This is a genomic window from Pseudomonas fluorescens group sp. PF-69, from assembly GCF_054481235.1.
On record NZ_JBTMNC010000001.1, the window covers coordinates 3,552,218 to 3,570,634 of the forward strand.

The 18,417-nt window shown below is 54.2% G+C and carries 11 protein-coding genes and 2 pseudogenes; 9 read left to right on the forward strand and 4 right to left on the reverse strand.

Annotated features, from left to right (window positions below):
• The first annotated feature begins 175 nt into the window (after positions 1 to 175).
• Complete coding sequence (locus ACX3YF_RS16580; protein ID WP_458973928.1) at positions 176 to 1,195, forward strand: quinone-dependent dihydroorotate dehydrogenase; 1,020 nt, start codon at positions 176 to 178, stop codon at positions 1,193 to 1,195.
• 147 nt (positions 1,196 to 1,342) lie between these two features.
• Here the strand turns inward: ACX3YF_RS16580 and rmf are convergent, their stop codons facing one another.
• Positions 1,343 to 1,558 (reverse strand): ribosome modulation factor, encoded by a 216-nt coding sequence (rmf, locus tag ACX3YF_RS16585; RefSeq protein ID WP_003223300.1) that lies wholly within the window; start codon positions 1,556 to 1,558, stop codon positions 1,343 to 1,345.
• Positions 1,559 to 2,088: 530 nt separating this feature from the next.
• Here rmf and rlmKL point away from each other — a divergent pair.
• The gene (gene rlmKL, locus ACX3YF_RS16590) at positions 2,089 to 4,359 is read left to right on the forward strand and encodes a bifunctional 23S rRNA (guanine(2069)-N(7))-methyltransferase RlmK/23S rRNA (guanine(2445)-N(2))-methyltransferase RlmL (RefSeq protein ID WP_130203625.1); all 2,271 of its coding nucleotides are present in this window, start codon (positions 2,089 to 2,091) and stop codon (positions 4,357 to 4,359) included.
• A gap of 141 nt (positions 4,360 to 4,500) precedes the next feature.
• Entirely contained in the window at positions 4,501 to 6,912 is a 2,412-nt protein-coding gene (locus ACX3YF_RS16595; protein ID WP_458973929.1) for a sensor domain-containing diguanylate cyclase, read from the forward strand.
• A gap of 168 nt (positions 6,913 to 7,080) precedes the next feature.
• Here ACX3YF_RS16595 and dacB read toward each other — a convergent pair whose 3' ends face one another.
• Together dacB and ACX3YF_RS16605 are read right to left on the reverse strand one after the other, a co-directional pair.
• Entirely contained in the window at positions 7,081 to 8,541 is a 1,461-nt protein-coding gene (dacB, locus tag ACX3YF_RS16600; RefSeq protein WP_448647255.1) for a D-alanyl-D-alanine carboxypeptidase/D-alanyl-D-alanine endopeptidase, read from the reverse strand.
• Positions 8,542 to 9,381: 840 nt separating this feature from the next.
• Complete coding sequence (locus ACX3YF_RS16605) at positions 9,382 to 9,726, reverse strand: YggL family protein (RefSeq protein WP_007971486.1); 345 nt, start codon at positions 9,724 to 9,726, stop codon at positions 9,382 to 9,384.
• Positions 9,727 to 10,453: 727 nt separating this feature from the next.
• On the opposite strand from ACX3YF_RS16605, the gene ACX3YF_RS16610 reads away from it, so the two are divergent.
• Positions 10,454 to 11,155 (forward strand): hypothetical protein, encoded by a 702-nt coding sequence (locus tag ACX3YF_RS16610; protein WP_458973930.1) that lies wholly within the window; start codon positions 10,454 to 10,456, stop codon positions 11,153 to 11,155.
• 336 nt (positions 11,156 to 11,491) lie between these two features.
• Positions 11,492 to 13,705: an AAA family ATPase gene (locus ACX3YF_RS16615; protein WP_458973931.1), complete on the forward strand. Its 2,214-nt coding sequence runs from the start codon at positions 11,492 to 11,494 to the stop codon at positions 13,703 to 13,705.
• A gap of 553 nt (positions 13,706 to 14,258) precedes the next feature.
• Here ACX3YF_RS16615 and ACX3YF_RS16620 read toward each other — a convergent pair.
• Positions 14,259 to 14,435, reverse strand: coding sequence for a hypothetical protein (locus ACX3YF_RS16620; RefSeq protein WP_458973932.1), 177 nt, complete (start codon positions 14,433 to 14,435; stop codon positions 14,259 to 14,261).
• Between the two features lie 77 nt (positions 14,436 to 14,512).
• On the opposite strand from ACX3YF_RS16620, the pseudogene ACX3YF_RS16625 reads away from it, so the two are divergent.
• The 4 genes and pseudogenes from ACX3YF_RS16625 to ACX3YF_RS16640 all read left to right on the forward strand — a co-directional run.
• A pseudogene (locus tag ACX3YF_RS16625) lies at positions 14,513 to 14,866 on the forward strand (DUF3732 domain-containing protein); the annotation flags it as partial.
• 53 nt (positions 14,867 to 14,919) lie between these two features.
• A pseudogene (locus ACX3YF_RS16630) lies at positions 14,920 to 15,060 on the forward strand (Gfo/Idh/MocA family protein); the annotation flags it as partial.
• A 218-nt stretch (positions 15,061 to 15,278) separates the two neighbouring features.
• Complete coding sequence (locus ACX3YF_RS16635; protein WP_458973933.1) at positions 15,279 to 17,570, forward strand: AAA family ATPase; 2,292 nt, start codon at positions 15,279 to 15,281, stop codon at positions 17,568 to 17,570.
• Entirely contained in the window at positions 17,563 to 18,378 is an 816-nt protein-coding gene (locus ACX3YF_RS16640) for an HNH endonuclease (protein WP_458973934.1), read from the forward strand. The genes ACX3YF_RS16635 and ACX3YF_RS16640 overlap by 8 nt, the downstream gene beginning before the upstream one ends.
• Positions 18,379 to 18,417 lie beyond the last annotated feature (39 nt).

Sequence of the window (18,417 nt, forward strand, 5' to 3'; positions counted from 1 at the left end):
CCGGATGACGACGCCATTGTCCTGGCACTCATCCCGCCGTTGGCATGAGTGCTGATGTCAGGATCGGTGCAAGGCATATGCCATCGTCCGTTGATTGAATCGCGCGCCTCGCCTGCGGGCCGCTTGCCCGGCTATAATCGCTGCCACTTTTCATAGCCCAGAGTCAAACCCGCCCATGTACACCCTGGCCCGTCAGCTGTTGTTCAAACTTTCCCCGGAAACCTCCCACGATCTGTCCCTGGACCTGATCGGCGCGGGCGGGCGTCTGGGGCTCAACGGCTTGTTGTGCAAGGCGCCGGCGAAGGTGCCGGTGACGGTTATGGGCCTGGACTTTCCGAACCCGGTGGGCCTGGCGGCCGGTCTGGACAAGAACGGCGCGGCCATCGACGGTTTTGCGCAGCTGGGTTTTGGCTTTGTCGAAATCGGCACCGTCACCCCGCGTCCACAACCGGGTAACCCGAAGCCACGCCTGTTCCGCCTGCCGGAAGCCGAGGCGATCATCAATCGCATGGGCTTCAACAACCTTGGCGTCGATCACCTGCTGGCCCGCGTCGCCGCGTCCAAGTACAAAGGTGTGCTGGGCATCAACATCGGCAAGAACTTCGATACTCCGGTCGAGCGCGCGGTCGACGATTACCTGATTTGCCTGGACAAGGTTTACGCTCATGCCAGCTATGTGACGGTCAACGTCAGCTCGCCGAACACGCCAGGGCTGCGCAGCCTGCAATTCGGTGACTCGCTCAAGCAACTGCTGGCCGACCTGGCCACGCGTCGCGCGGAACTGGCGCTGCGCCACGGCAAACACGTGCCCCTGGCGATCAAGATCGCGCCGGACATGAGCGACGAAGAAACCGCGCAGGTCGCGCAAGCCTTGATCGATACCGGGATGGACGCAGTCATCGCCACCAACACCACCCTGAGCCGTGTGGGCGTCGAAGGCATGGAGCATGGTGACGAGGCGGGCGGTCTGTCCGGCGCACCGGTTCGCGACAAGAGCACCCACACCGTGAAAGTACTCGCGGCAGAGTTGGGTGGTCGCTTGCCGATCATCGCCGCGGGCGGCATCACCGAAGGCAAACACGCGGCGGAGAAAATCACCGCAGGGGCGAGCCTGGTGCAGATCTACTCGGGCTTCATCTATAAAGGGCCGGCACTGATTCGTGAGTCGGTAGACGCCATCGCAGCGCTGCGTTGATCCCTGTGGCTATGCCGATGAGTTTTGAACAGGCATAAAAAAGGGCTCCTCTAAGGAGCCCCTGGGCCGGAGCCCGCCGTCCGGATGGGACGTGCGTGGTTAATTCGTTACGTAATCAGATTGTCGTGTCGGAGTGTGTGCCCTGTATTAGCCGACGGCGTGAAGTTCGTTGAGTCTGTGGATTCCCGCAGTGCCGGTCATACCGTCCCAGTTGTCGCCGCGTCCTTCTCGCCAGCCGTTGATCCAGGCTTGGCGTACCGACGGTAGAGTAAATGGGCAAAGCTCACGGGATTTGCCACCAACGCCATATTGATATCCGCGCAAAAACGCTCTTTCCAACGGATCACGCTTAAGTCTTCTCATAGGGTGTAGCCCTCACTTGTTGACTGTTTTCATCGCGTCGACCTCAATTGAGGTCAGGCAGAAAAACTCTGCCGTTGGGGGCTCGCTGCCGGCGTGGCGAGCCAAGGTGTTGGCGTCGTTGCGGCGCCAACCTGAGTTGAGTTCTAACCAATGCGTCACATCGAGGGAATGATCGTTTTGTCATAAGGACGTAACGATAAAGATGCTATGGCCATAAGTAACACGATGATTGCCCCGTATTTATTGACCAAAGCCCTGTATGATCGGCCCCCCGCAGGATGCCGGGGTTAATCCTTTGGTGAGAATGTCTCGCGTTGCAGTGCGGGATTATTCGACGAAGGGTCGACTTATGACATTTTGTTGCATCAACTTTTTTATCTGTCCTTGCATCTAAGCTCATTTAACCCGAGCAGCAGGGGTGGAACGGCACACCTTCGTGCCACGCGGGCGCTCTTCGAGAAAAGCGCCTGATTGAAAACCGGGCCGGCAATGCGTTGCCGGCTCACTCAGCTAAAGGCTCTGGAACTCCCATGTCCGATCGTTTCGAACTCTTCCTCACTTGCCCCAAAGGCCTCGAAGGCCTGCTCATCGAGGAAGCCGTCGGGCTTGGCCTTGAGGAAGCACGTGAGCACACCTCTGCCGTGCGCGGCATGGCCACCATGGAAACCGCTTATCGCCTGTGCCTGTGGTCGCGTCTGGCGAACCGCGTGCTGCTGGTGCTCAAGCGCTTCCCGATGAAGGACGCCGAAGACCTCTATCACGGCGTACTCGATATCGAGTGGCAAGACCACATGCTCAACGACGGCACCCTGGCCGTCGAGTTCAGCGGTCACGGCTCGGGCATCGACAACACTCACTTCGGTGCCTTGAAGGTCAAGGACGCCATCGTCGACAAACTGCGCACTCCCCAGGGTGATCGCCCGTCCATCGACAAGCTCAACCCGGACCTGCGCATCCACCTGCGTCTGGACCGTGGCGAAGCGATCCTGTCCCTCGACCTGTCCGGCCACAGCCTGCACCAGCGCGGCTACCGCCTGCAGCAGGGCGCGGCGCCGCTGAAGGAAAACCTCGCGGCCGCCATCCTGATCCGTTCCGGCTGGCCACGTATCGCGGCCGAAGGCGGCGCACTGGCGGACCCGATGTGCGGTGTCGGTACATTCCTCGTCGAAGCTGCGATGATCGCCGCCGACATGGCACCGAACCTGCGCCGCGAGCAGTGGGGCTTCACCGCGTGGCTCGGCCACGTGCCGGCGCTGTGGAAAAAGCTGCATGAAGAAGCCGTCGAGCGTGCGGCGGCCGGTCTGGCCAAGCCACCGCTGTGGATTCGCGGCTACGAAGCCGACCCGCGCCTGATTCAGCCGGGCCGCAACAACGTCGAGCGTGCCGGCCTGAGCGAGTGGATCAAAATCTACCAGGGCGAAGTCGCGACCTTCGAGCCGCGCCCGGACCAGAACCAGAAAGGCCTGGTGATCTGCAACCCACCGTACGGCGAGCGTCTGGGCGACGAGGCGAGCCTGCTCTACCTCTACCAGAACCTTGGCGAACGCCTGCGCCAGGCCTGCCTGAACTGGGAAGCGGCCGTGTTCACCGGCGCGCCGGACCTGGGCAAGCGCATGGGCATCCGCAGCCACAAGCAGTATTCGTTCTGGAACGGCGCCTTGCCGTGCAAACTGCTGCTGATCAAGGTGCTGCCGGACCAGTTCGTCACCGGCGAGCGTCGTACCCCGGAACAGCGTCAGGCCGAACGTGAGCAAGCGGTCTACGATCAGGCACCAACCGAGCCGCAAGAGCGCAAGTACAACAAAAACGGCAATCCGATCAAACCGGCGCCGGCACCTGCGCCGGTGATCGAGCAGCCACGCCTGAGTGAAGGCGGGCAGATGTTTGCCAACCGCCTGCAAAAGAATCTCAAGGCGCTGGGCAAGTGGGTCAAGCGTGAGGGCATCGATTGCTACCGCGTCTACGATGCCGACATGCCGGAATACTCCATGGCCATCGACCTGTATCACGATTGGGTCCACGTTCAGGAATACGCCGCGCCGAAATCCATCGACCCGGAAAAGGCGTCGGCGCGCATGTTCGATGCCCTGGCGGCGATTCCGCAGGCCTTGAACATCGACAAGAGTCGCGTGGTGGTCAAGCGCCGCGAGCGTCAGAGCGGCACCAAACAGTACGAACGTCAGGCTGCGCAGGGCAAGTTCGTCGAGGTCAATGAAGGCGGCGTGAAGCTGCTGGTGAACCTGACCGATTACCTCGACACCGGCCTGTTCCTCGATCACCGGCCGATGCGCATGCGCATTCAGAAAGAGGCCGCCGGCAAGCGTTTCCTCAACCTGTTCTGCTACACCGCGACCGCCAGCGTTCATGCGGCCAAGGGCGGCGCGCGCAGCACCACCAGCGTCGACCTGTCGAAAACCTACCTGGACTGGGCGCGCCGCAACCTGTCGCTGAACGGTTTTTCCGACAAGAACCGCCTGGAGCAGGGCGATGTGATGGCCTGGCTGGAAAATGCTCGCGAAGAGTACGACCTGATCTTTATCGACCCGCCGACCTTCTCCAACTCCAAGCGCATGGAAGGGATCTTCGACGTACAACGTGACCAGGTGCAGTTGATTGACCTGGCCATGGCACGTCTGGCGGCAGGCGGGGTGTTGTACTTCTCCAACAACTTCCGCAAGTTCGAGCTGGAACCCAACCTCAGCGAGCGTTATGCGGTCGAGGAAATCACCGCCCAGACCATCGATCCGGATTTCGCCCGTAACGGCAAGATCCATCGTGCCTGGAAAATCACGGCCCGCTGACACCGGAAGATTGGATCCACAGAGCCTTGATTTTTAAAGGCTCTTGGATTCCTTCCGCACTGGTCAAATTAGTGGCTAATAGCTATAACTCCTCTCAGGGCCAAAAGGGCTTTCCTGCACCTGGCGTTTTGAGTTGCGTTTATGTCGTTGCACGCCGCGCGCCCAAAGATCCTGGGTTTTATCAGCGAAGACGTGTCGGCCTGGCTGGTCGCGCTGCTGGTATTGCTCGTCGGCGGGGTCCTCACCGGGTTGCTCGCCTGGTCGACCCTGAACCTGTTTCACCATCAACTGCGGCAACGTTTCCAACTGCTGGCCAGTGAGCGTTACAGCCGTATCGAAGAGCGTTTTGAAGACCAGGAACAGCGCCTCGATGGCCTGCGCCGGTTCTTTGCCAATTCCGATGCAATCTCCCGTGAAGAATTCAACGGCTATACACAGCCTCTGTTACGCCGTACCCAAGCCTATTCGTTCGCCGAACGCATCAGTGGCGACCAGCGGGCGGCGTTCGAGCATCGGGTGCGGGATGAGGGCCTGACGAATTTCACAGTGCGCGAGCTCACCGCCGACGGCCAACTGCAACTGGCCGGCGAGCGTGATGAGTACGTGCCGGTGCTGTACAGCCAGACACAAAGCAAACTTGGGGCGCCGCTTGGCTATGACTTGCTGGCCCAGCCCTTGCGGCGCGCGACCCTGGAGCGGGCCGACCAGCATCGGGGCATGGCGGTGTCGCAACCGATGCATCTGGTCAGCATCGAGCCGGCTTATGCGCGGGGCGTGCTGCTGGTCGCGCCTGTCATGTCGCGCGATGACCCCGATGCAGCGAAGAGCAAACCCTTTGGTTATGTCATGGCGGTGATCAGCATGCGTCAGTTGCTGGCCGATGGGTTGCCAGAGGCCGGGCGTGACTATCTCTCGGTACGCATTCTCGACTTATCCACAGACGACCAGCACGAAGTGCTGTTTGAGTCACCCAATGCACCGGCCTTCAGTGAATTGTCGTCGACTCGCCTGGTGCGCCTGGCTGATCATGATTATCAGGTCGATATCCAGCCCAGCGAGGCCTTCCTGCAGGCCAACCATTCGTCGGTGACCTCGTTGGTGGTGCTCGGCGGTTTGCTCAGTGTGTTGCTCAGTGCCTTGCTTTATGTGTTGGTCAGTCAACGTCAGCGCGCGTTGAAGCTGGTCGATCAGCGGACCGTGGAACTGCGCGCTCGCGAGCAGGAGTTACGCGGCACCCACGGCCAGCTGCGCGGCGTGTTGAACGCCGCGACCCAGGTCGCGATCATCGCCACGGACTTGCGTGGAGTCATCAGCACCTTCAATGCCGGCGCCGAACAGATGCTCGGCTACCGCGCCGCTGAAGTGGTAGGTCACATGACCCTGGAAAACCTGCACCTGCCCCGCGAGCTCGCTGCACGTTCGGCAGAGTTGAGCGCACGTTATGGCAAACCGGTGCCGACCTGCCAGGCGATGCTGGTCGAGGGTGGTGTGGAAGGCAGTGTGGAGGGCGGTCATGAAGGGCGGGAATGGACACTGGTGCGTGGCGATGGCAGCTATTTGATGGTCAACATGCTGGCGACCCCGGTGCTCGACGAGCAGGGGTTGTGGGTCGGGCACCTGGCCATTTGCATCGACATCACCGAGCGCAAACGCGTGCATGAGGCGCTGGCCGCTCGCGACTTGCTGTTGAAGAAACTCAGCGCCCATGTCCCCGGCGGGATCTACCAGTTCAAGATGGAGTTCGACGGACGCTTCAGTGTGATTTACGCCAGCGACGGGATCCGCGAGATCTACGAGCTCGATCCGGACGTTCTGTTGCTCAACGCCGAGGCGATCTTCATGCGGATTCATCCCCAGGACACCACTCGGGTTCGTGCTTCGATCCGCGCCTCTGCCGACACCCTCAGCCCCTGGCGTGAAGAGTACCGGGTGCAGCTTCCCCAGCGTGGCCTGCGCTGGGTGCGCGGCGAGGCGACCCCGGAGGAACTGCCCGGCGGTGGCGTGCTCTGGCATGGCTATATCTCGGACATTTCCGATTTGAAACGGGTGGAAGAGGAGCTGCGGGCGCTGTCGGTCACCGACTCCCTGACCGGTATCCACAACCGCCGCTATTTCCAGGAGCGCCTGACGAGCGAGATGGCCCGGGTCGAGCGCGGCAGTGGAGAACTTTCGGTGATCATGCTCGACATCGACCACTTCAAGCGCATCAATGACCAATATGGCCACGCGGTGGGCGACCGGGTATTGCAGGCCGTGTGCGAGCGCATCGGCCAGCGGCTGCGTCGCACGGACGTGTTCTGTCGACTGGGTGGCGAGGAGTTCATGGTGCTTTGCCCGGATATCGGCAGCGCACAGGCCTATTTGCTGGCGGTGGAGTTGTGGCAAAGCTTGCGCAGTGCACCGATCGACCAAGTGGGCGTCGTCACGGCGAGTTTCGGGATTGCCAGTTGGCGGGTGGGTGAGGGCGCGGATGCGCTGTTGCTGCGGGCGGACTCGGGGGTCTATGTGGCGAAGCTTGAGGGTCGGGATCGGGTTCAGGGCGAGGCGGACTGACCCAGGTCATCCGCGTTATCGTTAACGACCCTTGCCAGCAGGCTGGCTCCAGGGATGTAACGCCACCCCTGTAGGAACCAGCCCGCTCGCGATGGTAAATCAGCCACAGAGTTGTCAACTGAAACACCTTCGCGAGCAAGCTCGCTCCTACACTGTTTTTGCAGTGTCTTACAGAACCGAAGCGGTCTGCGCCAGTTTCGGCTGGCGGTACAGATCCAGCAGCACCTGATCGAGCACCGACGAGGCACCGAACGGAGCCTTGTCGTTGAGGATCGCCACCACCGCCCAGGTATTGCCATTGACATCGCGGCTGAAGCCGGCGATCGCGCGCACCGTGTTCAGGGTGCCGGTCTTGACGTGGGCTTCACCGCGCATCGCGGTGGTTTTCAGGCGTTTGCGCATGGTGCCGTCGGTGCCGGCAATCGGCATCGAACTGATGTACTCGGCGGCGTAAGGGCTGTGCCACGCGGCTTGCAGCATCGACGCCATTTCCCGGGCGCTGACCCGCTCGGCGCGGGACAGGCCGGAGCCGTTCTCCATCACCAGGTGCGGCGCGGTGATGCCTTTCCTCGCCAGCCACTGACGTACCACGCGCTGGGCAGCCTTGGCATCGTCGGCATCGGCGTCGGTGCGGAATTTCTGGCCCAGGCTCAGGAACAGCTGCTGGGCCATGGTGTTGTTACTGTATTTATTGATGTCGCGGATGATCTCCGCCAGGTCCGGCGAGAATGCCCGTGCCAGCACCTTGGCATCCTTGGGCGTTGGTGCCAGGACATCCCTGCCCTGAATGCTGCCACCCAGTTCTTTCCAGATCGCCCGCACGGCGCCAGCGGTGTAGGTCGCGTGATCGAGCAGCGACAGATACGTCTGCGAGCTGCAGCCTTCGCCCAGTTGGCCACCCACGGTCACGGTCACGCTGCCATCGGCCTGGGGCACCGGGTTGTAGCGCACGCCGCCGGTGCATTGCTTGGAATTGATGGCCTTGACCTGATTGTCGATGCGGATGCTGGCAATCGGCGGTTCCACCGAAACCAGCACTTTGCCGGAGTCGTTGCGCGCGACGAATCGCAGGGCCTTGAGGTTGACCAGCAGGGCATCGGGTTTGACCAGGAACGGCTTGTTTTCGTCATTGCCGTCGTCGTTGAACTCTGGCAGTTGCGGTTGCACGAAAAAGTTCTTGTCCAGCACCAGGTCGCCGGTGACCTGGGTGACGCCATTGGCGCGCAGGTCGCGCATCAGCAGCCAGAGTTTTTCCATGTTCAGCTTCGGATCACCACCACCCTTGAGGTAGAGGTTGCCATTGAGGATGCCGCCGCTGAGGGTGCCGTCAGTGTAGAACTCGGTTTTCCACTGATGGTTCGGGCCGAGCATTTCCAGAGCCGCGTAGGTGGTGACCAGCTTCATGGTCGAGGCCGGGTTGACCGATACGTCGGCGTTGAAAACGGTCGGGGTGCCCGGGCCGGTCAGTGGAATCATCACCAGCGACAGGGCGTTGTCCTGCAGTTTGCTGGCCTTCAGGGCTTTTTCAACGTTGGGCGATAACGCGGTATTGATGGGATCAGCGGAAACAGGGAGGGCCAGGGGAAGGAGAAGGCCGGCCAGCAGTAATGGACGCAACGATTTGATCATTTGAAATAAAACCCTACAGCCGAGGGGAAAAGACGAGGGCATGAAGATAAATTCCCTCAGTGGTCATGAAAGTGTCGGCATTATGCCCCAAGGTGTCGTGGCTTGTGCCGTGCCTTACCCTTCTAATCCGCTATTTTTTTACCGGGCGGTAGGGCTGGCGCCGTTCAGAGGCGAGTAATCGGCAGCTTAAACTGCTAAAGTGCCGCCCGTTATTACTTATGAGGATTGTTCCAATGGCGACTAACCGTTCCCAGCGTCTGCGCAAAAAACTGTGCGTCGATGAATTTCAAGTTTTGCTAATTTGCGCGTAATCCTCAAAATTTTGCCAAAAATGTACTCAGCGCTCCACACCGCTTTTTGATCCTTCGACCGATCGCCTTCATCGTTTAAAATTCATCGATTAACAGGCGTAACCTTAACCCACGGTTGGTGCCACTCTGGCAGCCAAACCGCAAAGTCCTGCGCGATTCAGCTCACTACCTAGCACCAACAGCGCAATCTTCTGGTCTCTCCCTATGACTACTCGCTTCTAGGCCTTTGTCGTCAGCCGCAAATGAAGAGCATGCAGGTCTCTCTGCAAATCATTTCGGAGTGAGGTCGAAAGACAGTAGAGATAAGTACTTTTAAAATCAGTAAGTTATTACCCGCGAGACATTGATTTCACTTGTGGGAAAACTGCTATAAGAGGTGGGAGAGTTATTTTAGAAATACCTATCCAGAGCAGTTCGTTGAGTCGATGCTGTTTGGATCGTAGAGAGGCATAGGGGAAGGGGGGAGAACAAAGCAGACTCGTATTGCACGAGAAAAAAAGGGCCATCACGATGGATGGCCCTTTGAACATCAAGCTACCGGATTGATCGGCTTTTCCGGGTACCAGACGTCCAGCAGCGGGCTGACTTCAACGCTGGTCAGCTCGGTGCGGCCTTTGAGCCAGGCTTCAACGGCAGCGCGCTGTTCAGCGCTGACCGAGCCACGCTTCTGCAGGCAAACCAGACCGTAGTCGTCGCCGCCGACATAGCCCAGGCCGTTGGCTTCCATGGCTTCTTTCAGGAATGCGTCGAGGAATGCATCGATTGCCTCGTCAGCCAAATCTTCCTTGAAATCCAGGTTCAGCTCGAAGCCCAATTCCTGGAACTCGTCTACACAGAGCTTTTTGCGCAGACGCTGGGAACGGTTAGTGGCCATTGAAACAATCCTCTTAAGTAATAACGCCGCGCATCTTACCAGCTAAGCGAGATGCCTGCCTGACTGAGTGAAGCTGCTTGTATGGGGATAGGTTCGCTGACATGGTGCATCTAGCTGTAAAGGCAGAGGCGCCAGGATCGAGGCATGGTAGGGGAGATGTACGTGATTTACTCCATGGGCTTGGGAGTGGCAAGGACGACAGTGTTCAAGATGGCCGAGTGATACGTTTCTGGTGATCGCTCACCCAACAAAGGCAAAAGCTGCAATCGCTGTGCTTATTTGAGTATCTGTGACAGTAAACTCTAAGAGTTGCCCAAGCTCTGAAGCAACTATCTTTTGGCAGTCTCCTACTTAGGGTCTCGATGTGGTTGAGCTTGGGCTACCAACCAGGCACATTCAGGGATACTGGTTGCTGTTTTCTCTCGCTTTGAGGTCTGCGGTTTGGGTTCCTGGACACGGTGGTGATGCCGACGTGGGGCTGCCCCTGCCAGGGGCTAGAGAGGTCGGTCTTAAGGCCGTCAGGCCCAGCTGCTTTTCTTTGAGAGCAACGAAAAGTAAAGGTCAGCTGAAATTTTGAGAACGGGTAAGTACGCCTGAATAGATTCACGTGTCGGACGCCGTGATATGCAGAGCCTCGATGGGGATGTTGTTGCGCTCACACATCGTTCGACAGAGCCATGTGTTCGGGTTTTTTCTTCTGTGCAGTTGTTGAATCGAGAGGGCGAACGTGGAGAAAAAAATAGCGGAATTTTTCCTGGAAAAAATGTGGCCCACCGTGTGTGAATCCGCCTCCGACGCGCGTGCTCTCATCCAGTCAAATGCTGCATTTTTTGAGGAGATGAAGGAGCGTAATGGAATTTGCTCGCGGGCCTGGTTGTTTGGCATCGTCGTTGCGATCGGATTGGGTGTACTGGGACTGCCAGCGTCTCGCTCAGCGGGCATCACACCCACCGTTGAATTCGCTAGTGTGATGACGATGGCGAACTGGTTGCTCGTTGCGTGCTACGGGGTGTGTTTTGGATTCGCTGCTCGGATGCTGGGAAGCCGGCGTGAGATGTTGGTCAGCGTGAACACCTTCTTCTACCTCTCCGGTTGGTTGGTGGTGCTCAAGCTGTTTGAGATGCCGGCACTCGGCGCACGATTAAAGGCCATGGCGCAAAGCTGTGCTTCGATCAGCTACGACCAGGCTGTCACGACGGCGATCCAGCATAGCCAGATGGCAAAGGGGTCGGATTACATGGTCTTGGTTGGCTACGCGCTGTTTATCGGCCTAGGTGTCGTCAAGATGCAGCGCTTGGTTCATGACTTCGGAGCTGTTCGTGCTTGGCTATCCACGGCGATTGGGATGGCCCTGCTGAGCGCGATGGTTTCATATGTCCAGGAGCCCATCATCTCTCAGTTGATGTGCAGTTACTCAAGTCACTCTTGAAGGGGGCGTTCAGAAAGAGCTTCCAACCCGTTCAACCCACCAGCAGTGATCCCCATGTCACAGTCTGTGTTCAGGTGCGCTCAGTGGTCGAACCAAGTGCCTGTTGGCATTCTAATGAGTGAACCCTTGCTAATCTAATCGCCCGCCATCAATTGCCTCACGTGCAAAGACGAGGCGCTGGTACTTTTGATCTGCGACCTCATTGCGCCTCCTGTATCTGATCTGAGGGCCATGTTCACCCGAATGACCACCGCCTGTAGGAATGAGCTATGAAATGGCCACTACATTGATATAGTTTGGTAGCAAATTGACAATCACCTGCCAATGGAATGCTCGATGATTAATAAAGTTTCAATAAAAAGCGTTACCAGTTATCCCGATGATAAGTCTGCCGATCTTGGCCCGTTGAAACGTATCAACCTTGTTTACGGTCTTAATGGATCCGGTAAGTCAACCGTTGGGGATTATTTGCAGAATCTTACAGGCAATCATTATCAGAAGTGCCAAGTTGATCCGCCAATCAAGCAAGAGCAAGTTTTTGTATACAATCAGAAGTTTGTCGAGAAGAATTTTCACCAGGAAAGTCATCCTGGTATTTTTACGTTGAATGAAGGAAATATTGACGCAAAAGAAAAAATTGCTGAACTGCAACAGAGCTATGACGCAGCTGCTGACGAAATCGAACGCATAAATAAGAAGCGGACGGGAATCGACGAAGGCAATACTAAAGCTACTACGGCATATAAGGATGCGCTCTGGGAGATCAGGCTAGAATTCGAAAAGGGGGATCTAGGCTCTTGTTTTAAGGGGGCGAGGCAGAAGGAAAACTTCAAGGATCAGTTGGAGAAGATACCGCTGCCGACAGGCGCGATCCGTTCGAAGAAGGAACTGTCTGAAGCGGCAAAGTCAATTAGTTCATCTGATGAACAGTCATTGCCGGCGCTACCGTATATAAATTTCAATGCGGAAGAGTTTGAAGGTGATGAGATTCTTGCGAAAGTCATTACGCCTTCAGGTGATTCCTATTTGGCTGGCTTGATCCAAAAGCTGGGAAATTCTGATTGGGTTAAAAATGCCTTGCCCTATTTGGAACAGTCCGAGAATGCATGCCCACTTTGCCAGCAGAAGCTTCCTCATGAGTTTCAGGGCCATGTAAAGTCGTTATTCGACAAAAGCTACGATGAGGAAGTTGATAAGGTCGTTCAGCTCAAAAATCGATATAACAAAGCGGCTGATGTGTTAGAGCTTGATTTGGAGTCAGCGACTTATCTCGCCTCGGCTATCCAGTCGGATGCCGATTTCATCAAAGCTAAGGGTGAGTTGAAGCGGTTACTCACAATCAATCGAACAAGGCTGGCTGATAAGCTCGGGTCAGTATCTAAAGCTGTTTCGTTAGAGTCGACTAATGATGCGCTAGATCGCTTGAATGCTGCAATCAAGGCGCAGAAAGTCAAAGACGACGAATATAATCTCAGATTGACCAAGAAGGATCAGCTGTTTGCTGAGGTGACTTCAGAGGTCTGGCAGCTAATGCGGAAGCAGGCTGATAAAATTATCGCAGCCCATAAAGGCGCAGAAAAAATATACTTGAAAAGCGCCGCAGATTTGGATGCCAAGAAAAAAGAGTTAAGCGATCAAAAAGATAAAGATTTCGAGGCCATAGCTGAATGCCAGAATCAGATGACCAATGTTGATGAGTCGGTTAAGAAAATCAATTCCGCTATTGCGAGTATCGGTATCAGTGGATTTACTCTAAAAAAAATTGATGGGGAAGGTACTAGCTATCGTCTGGTTCGTGAGAAAAGCTCCAACGACGTATATAAGTCCCTGAGTGAAGGTGAGAAGACGCTCATAACCTTTTTGTATTTCCTGGAGCTCTGCGCCGGTAGTGTCGACGCTGACAAGCCTGTGGTGCTCAGCGACAGGGTAATTGTGATCGACGACCCTATTTCAAGCCTGTCGCACAATTATGTCTATGAGGTTGCGGCGCATATTTATCACCGCGTTCTGTGTTCCACTGTAGGATTCAAACAAGTCATCGTTCTTACACATAATTTGTTTTTCTTCCATGAGCTGTTAAAAAATGCACCCAAGGGGGTGACCAAAAAATACGCCTGTTTTAGGGTTTCAAAAGGAGCCCATAGCGCGTTTGCCCAGCTAGGGCATGAAGAGATCAAAAATGATTACGAAACCTATTGGCAGGTGATCAGGGACGCACGCGATTCGAAAGTGCATGCTGCGGTGCTTCCCAATATGATGCGTAATATTCTGGAGCACTATTTTGGCTTCATACACAAAAGCGATGACCTGCTGAAAGCGCTTGAGGCACTGGAAAAAGATGATCTGGAATTCAAACCACTCTATCGGTACATAAACAGGCAGTCACATGGCGGCGCGATTAATGTCACTGACTTCGGTGGTTGGGGTGCGGACAAAATGATTGAGAAATTTGAAGGCGTCTTTGCGAAATCCGGATATCCCGAGCATTACGCCGTCATGATGGGCGGCACACCTGTCGAAGAAGAGGGCCTTAATCCTGGGGACGCATGACGGCCAATCAGACTGAAACAGCTTCAAGCCCGGCCCAGGCATGTGTGGTGGCAATGCGCCACCAAACTCTTCCATTCACTATGGGTCGCTGCTAGGATAGCTCAGCAGCTACCACCAGCGACTCCATTCCATCCTGCCCGACCCTCCAAACCGCATGAGCTTTGCGCAAGGGGCGCAAAGGCTATCAGCGGCAATGCTGAGAAAAAATGGAGGGTTTGTCCATGAGCAATCATGAGAGAGTCGTACCTGTACGACAATACGAACGTTTCCGCTTTGGTCGTTGGGAGCAGGTGCGTAAGCACCTTCGTTCCCTGCCACAGCGGTAATGGATGAGTTTGGTGGTAGCTGCTCTATTTCTCGCCTCCCTCTGTGCAACCCCGCCGTATCCTGCTCACACATCTGAATGCTAGTACTGGCTCACCTTCGACTTTGAAAGCCCCAGAGTGCGCCTCGCCTCAGCCTGAGTTTTCCCTTCGGTTTTCAGCTTCAGCACTGTAGCCAAGTTCTCCCTATTTGCGGGCTTGCCCTTGGATCGGGCCACCAAGCCACCGTCCTACATCTGCTCCTGGAGCAAATCCAGGCCGCCTGAAACTTTGAATTGATCCAGTTTCTGCTCTGCAGAGGCAAGGACTTCATCCGCACCACAATTCTTGTTGATCCTGCGCAGCCACTCCAGAGCCTTGTCCGCTTCGTTGCCCTCGGGGGGATCGCCAGGCGCATTGGCATACATGAAAAGGCTGTCTAGGATTGCGTGTGTCTCGTAACAGGAAACGGTGTCAGCAATCGCAGAGTTCACGTATTGGGGGATCGCTTCACTACCAATTTACGGTGCGGGCGGAGAAGTGCACGATTCCACCTATCCTGTTCCTGGATCAGCCTACCCAGGTCTATTTCCCCACCGCTGATGAAGGGACTGAGTTTATTGCGGCCAATCTTAGGTCTGATGACCTCAAGGACACCAACCTGCATGACGATCTTGATGCGGTTGCCAATATGTTCACCCAGCTCGCTAAGTTCTGTGATGACACCAAGCGTGATACTGGGGTGATGCCTCAAATTATCGTCTGTGATCATGCGGACGGCCTCTCGCTTGGTGAGGATTACAACTTTAACGATTTTGTTAGAGCGAGATGGCGGCAGCGCGGGCCGATCGCGGACTGACGACAAGTACGTCTTTGGTGATGTGGGTTTTGAGCTTTACGAGGTTCATCCCAGGTGAAATCGGCGAAATCCGCCAGGTCATCATTTCCAGCTGAGACCCTGGTCTTGCTCTGGAAGATTACATCAAGCACAGCGGCGGCATCTTCCGCGACATGACCATCCACGACTTGGATATCGGTCGCTGGTTGCTGGGCTAAGAACCAATGGAAATTACTGCAATGGGTAGCTGCTTGTGCACTAGTTATATGTCGTTTTCTGAGTACCAGCCTATGTGCTGGGATTTTTTTGTGTTAAAGAAAGTTAAAATTTCATTGCATTTGATGCAGCAGTAGTGCTTGCGGGGCTTGATGGGGCTTATGTTTTTGCTCAAAATGTGATTTCGCGCCGCTTAGTTGAGTGTAGAGAGGAAATAATGGAATACGATGAACGTTACGTGGTGACGCAACTGCATGCCGAATCGTTTGTTGACTTGAATAAAAGCTATGCGGAGATTAAATCAGAAGATTTCCTTGTGTTGGCTTTCTGTCACTTGGCGGTCGAAGTTGGAGGTCTGTCTGGTGAAGTTTCGGAAGTTCAATCTGCCGTAGCGGCGCTTAAGTTAAAGTTTGATCTAAAAAAGTATGACGAGAGAAGGTTGTATAATACCTTTTCAACTCATTATTCACAGCTTGTTAAGTCCAGTCGCGGAGGGTTCGGCAATTCCGAAGCTGTGCGTGTGGCTACATACTTAATTGATAAATTTATTTGTTATAAATACAGTATTCATCATGCCAGGCCGAGGGTTGTTGCTAGCTTTGTAAAGAGTATTCAGACAGATGTGGATTCGCTGGTAGTTGATATGATTCCTTTAGTTTCGGAATTGGCGATGCCTGGTGCAGATTATGGTTTGTATTCTGAAGGCCTTACATATAGTTTTTTGGGCGATGCTCTGCGGTTGAAGCTTTTTCTTAACGGCGTACGCTATCGGATTCTTGAGTTGGAAGATTTTGACGGTCTGTCTGGGTCAGAAACCTACATTTTTGATTCTCCAGGCCCTCATGTTCCGATGCACACTTACCTGGATCGATTTGAGCAGCTTTCAAGGCGCAACGGCTTGAGAGGTAAATTTGTGATTGTAATGCCCCTTGGGAAGGAAACTCAACGAGATGTTGCAAAATACGTCTCACCATTCATTAATGAATGGATACATTTGGATGCTGTAATTACGATTTCGTCAAGTGGATTAAGAGAGTCAAACTCTACATTCTTGATTTTGGTGCTTAGTAATAATGCTCCGGTAGCGGATAGGTTTACCTTGTATGTAGACGTTAGCCGATCAAATCCTTCGATATCTGAACTTGACCCGGAGGATTGTGCGTTGCTGGCGGGTGCCGTCTTTAATTTGCACAAGGGTAAAAAGCTATTTAATGAAAATATTACCCCGAGGGTTATGGGTATACTCAATGCTCAGTTCCCAAGCGGCTATCGTGATGTTAAGTTGTTATGCGCGGAGGTGGCGCAGAACCATAAGAAGCTACTAAAAATTCATCCGGTAAAAAGTATCTTAAATCGAAAGGCTAAGCGTGCCAGCTCAATATCTTTTTCAGCTGATCTTCGGGAAGTTATTTCGCGTATACAATCCAATGAGCAGTCTACTTGTGCGTATGTGATTGGAAGTAATGGTGCCGGCAAGAGTTTAATGCTAAGAGAGCTGATATACAGAATGTCCGAATCGAATGTGGAAACTGTCGGTGTTTCCACTGGGGTGCATGATCGATTTCCTTTGGATGACGAAAATTTAAAATTATTTACCTACAAAGGGCTGCGGAATAGATCTGAAGGAATTACGATTCCACGGCTGGCCCAGAATGCTACGAAATTGGCCGCATACATATTCAAGCGGCAGGACTTGATTGACGTGCTTACTGAGTGTTTATTCTGCTTCGGCTACGAAGCTAGATATTATCTAGTTAGGAAACCTCAGATCACCCTGGAAGAGCTCCCTGCTAATGTCCGTTTTGTACCTCTAGGTACAGTAGCAGCGGAAAATACATTGCCCCAAGACCTTGATAGATATGAGTTTGGAGTTGTTCGAGCAGATGACAAAGAGCGAATTTCCCCCATCTCCTCACTGAGTTCTGGTGAGCAAAATATTAATTTTATTTTGCTCACCATCTTGCGATCTGCAGCTCGCGATAAATTATTTTTGCTCGATGAGCCAGAAATTAGTCTTCATCTTCAATGGCAGCAAGCGCTTCCTAAAGTGCTCAGTATTATGTCTAATCGATTTGGTATGTCATTTGTTGTGGCTACACACTCACCCACGATTATCAGTAATGCCAATGAAACAAATAGTTACAGTTATGATCTACGACAGGGAAAGCTTCGGTTGCTTACCGATGAGCAGCGCTACTCTGTAGAGTCAATCATTTTAGAAGGTTTTGGAACGTATACACCGAATAATCGGGGTGTGCACGAGAAGTGCGCACGTCTAGTTGCGGGTTCAATGATGGATGGCGATGGTGATGCTATACTCGGAGGTGAAAGTCTCAAGCAGCTTGGCGAGTTAAGAGACTTGCTTCTCAGTAAAGTTAATAGAACGAATATCCCTGGCATGAGGGAGGATCTCGATCTAATTGAAAAGGCTTACACTGCTATTGAATTGCTTATGAAAGATCGTCGATTGCAAGACGAATCTCCAAGTGTTGATGTTGCTTATGAGTGATTATCATGTAATCGATCAAGTGTCGATGGCGGCAACGATGGATCGATACAAAGCTAAGTGCCATAAAACAAAAAAGCACCGTGGTAGGACACTGTTGATCTTGGCGCGTTTGAATAGAGATGCGTTACGGTTATTTGATGGTGATTATAAGGGGGCTCTTAAGCCGGATACGGATCTCTGGAAAGCTTTTTCAGAACGCGTGCCTAAGAAAGGTGTCACGTCTATTCCCTCTGGTAGTTCAATAAAGTCGGCATTTAGGGCATTTCTAGCTTCAGAGCAAGGAAATCTCTGCTGTTACTGCCAGCGCTGGCTGTTGAACAATGGGAACGCGAAACCAGTCGAGCATATTCTACCGCGTGAGTCATTCGAACAATACGCATTCAATTTCTGGAATCTTGCGGTTGCATGTGTGGACTGCAATGGGCTGAAAAGTGCGCATGTTTGGGTCGACAGGGCAAAGTACGGCATGCGTGAATATCCAAATCCTGCGTCATTTACCGAAATGTTCCACCCCAGGTTCCATCGTTTCAAGGAGCACGTGCGTTTTATTCGCGTTCAGACCAATGATCACAATATAACGCTTTACCGGGGTATCACCGACCAAGGTAAGAAGCTTTGCGATGATTTGCTGCGGGATATAGCGGCCAAGGAAGTATTGGTGAACGGAAATCCAGCGATGAAGGCGTCTCTTTCTGCGATCAATCAATTTGAGGCGGAGGAGGGTAGCGAGTTGGAAGGAGCCTTGATCAAGTTGCAGGAGGCTTTCACCGACGCTGCAATGAGACTCATTAAGCCTAAAGTTAGCTGAGTGAGCCCGCAAGCCCGCCTTGTTACCGGTTTGGCGGGC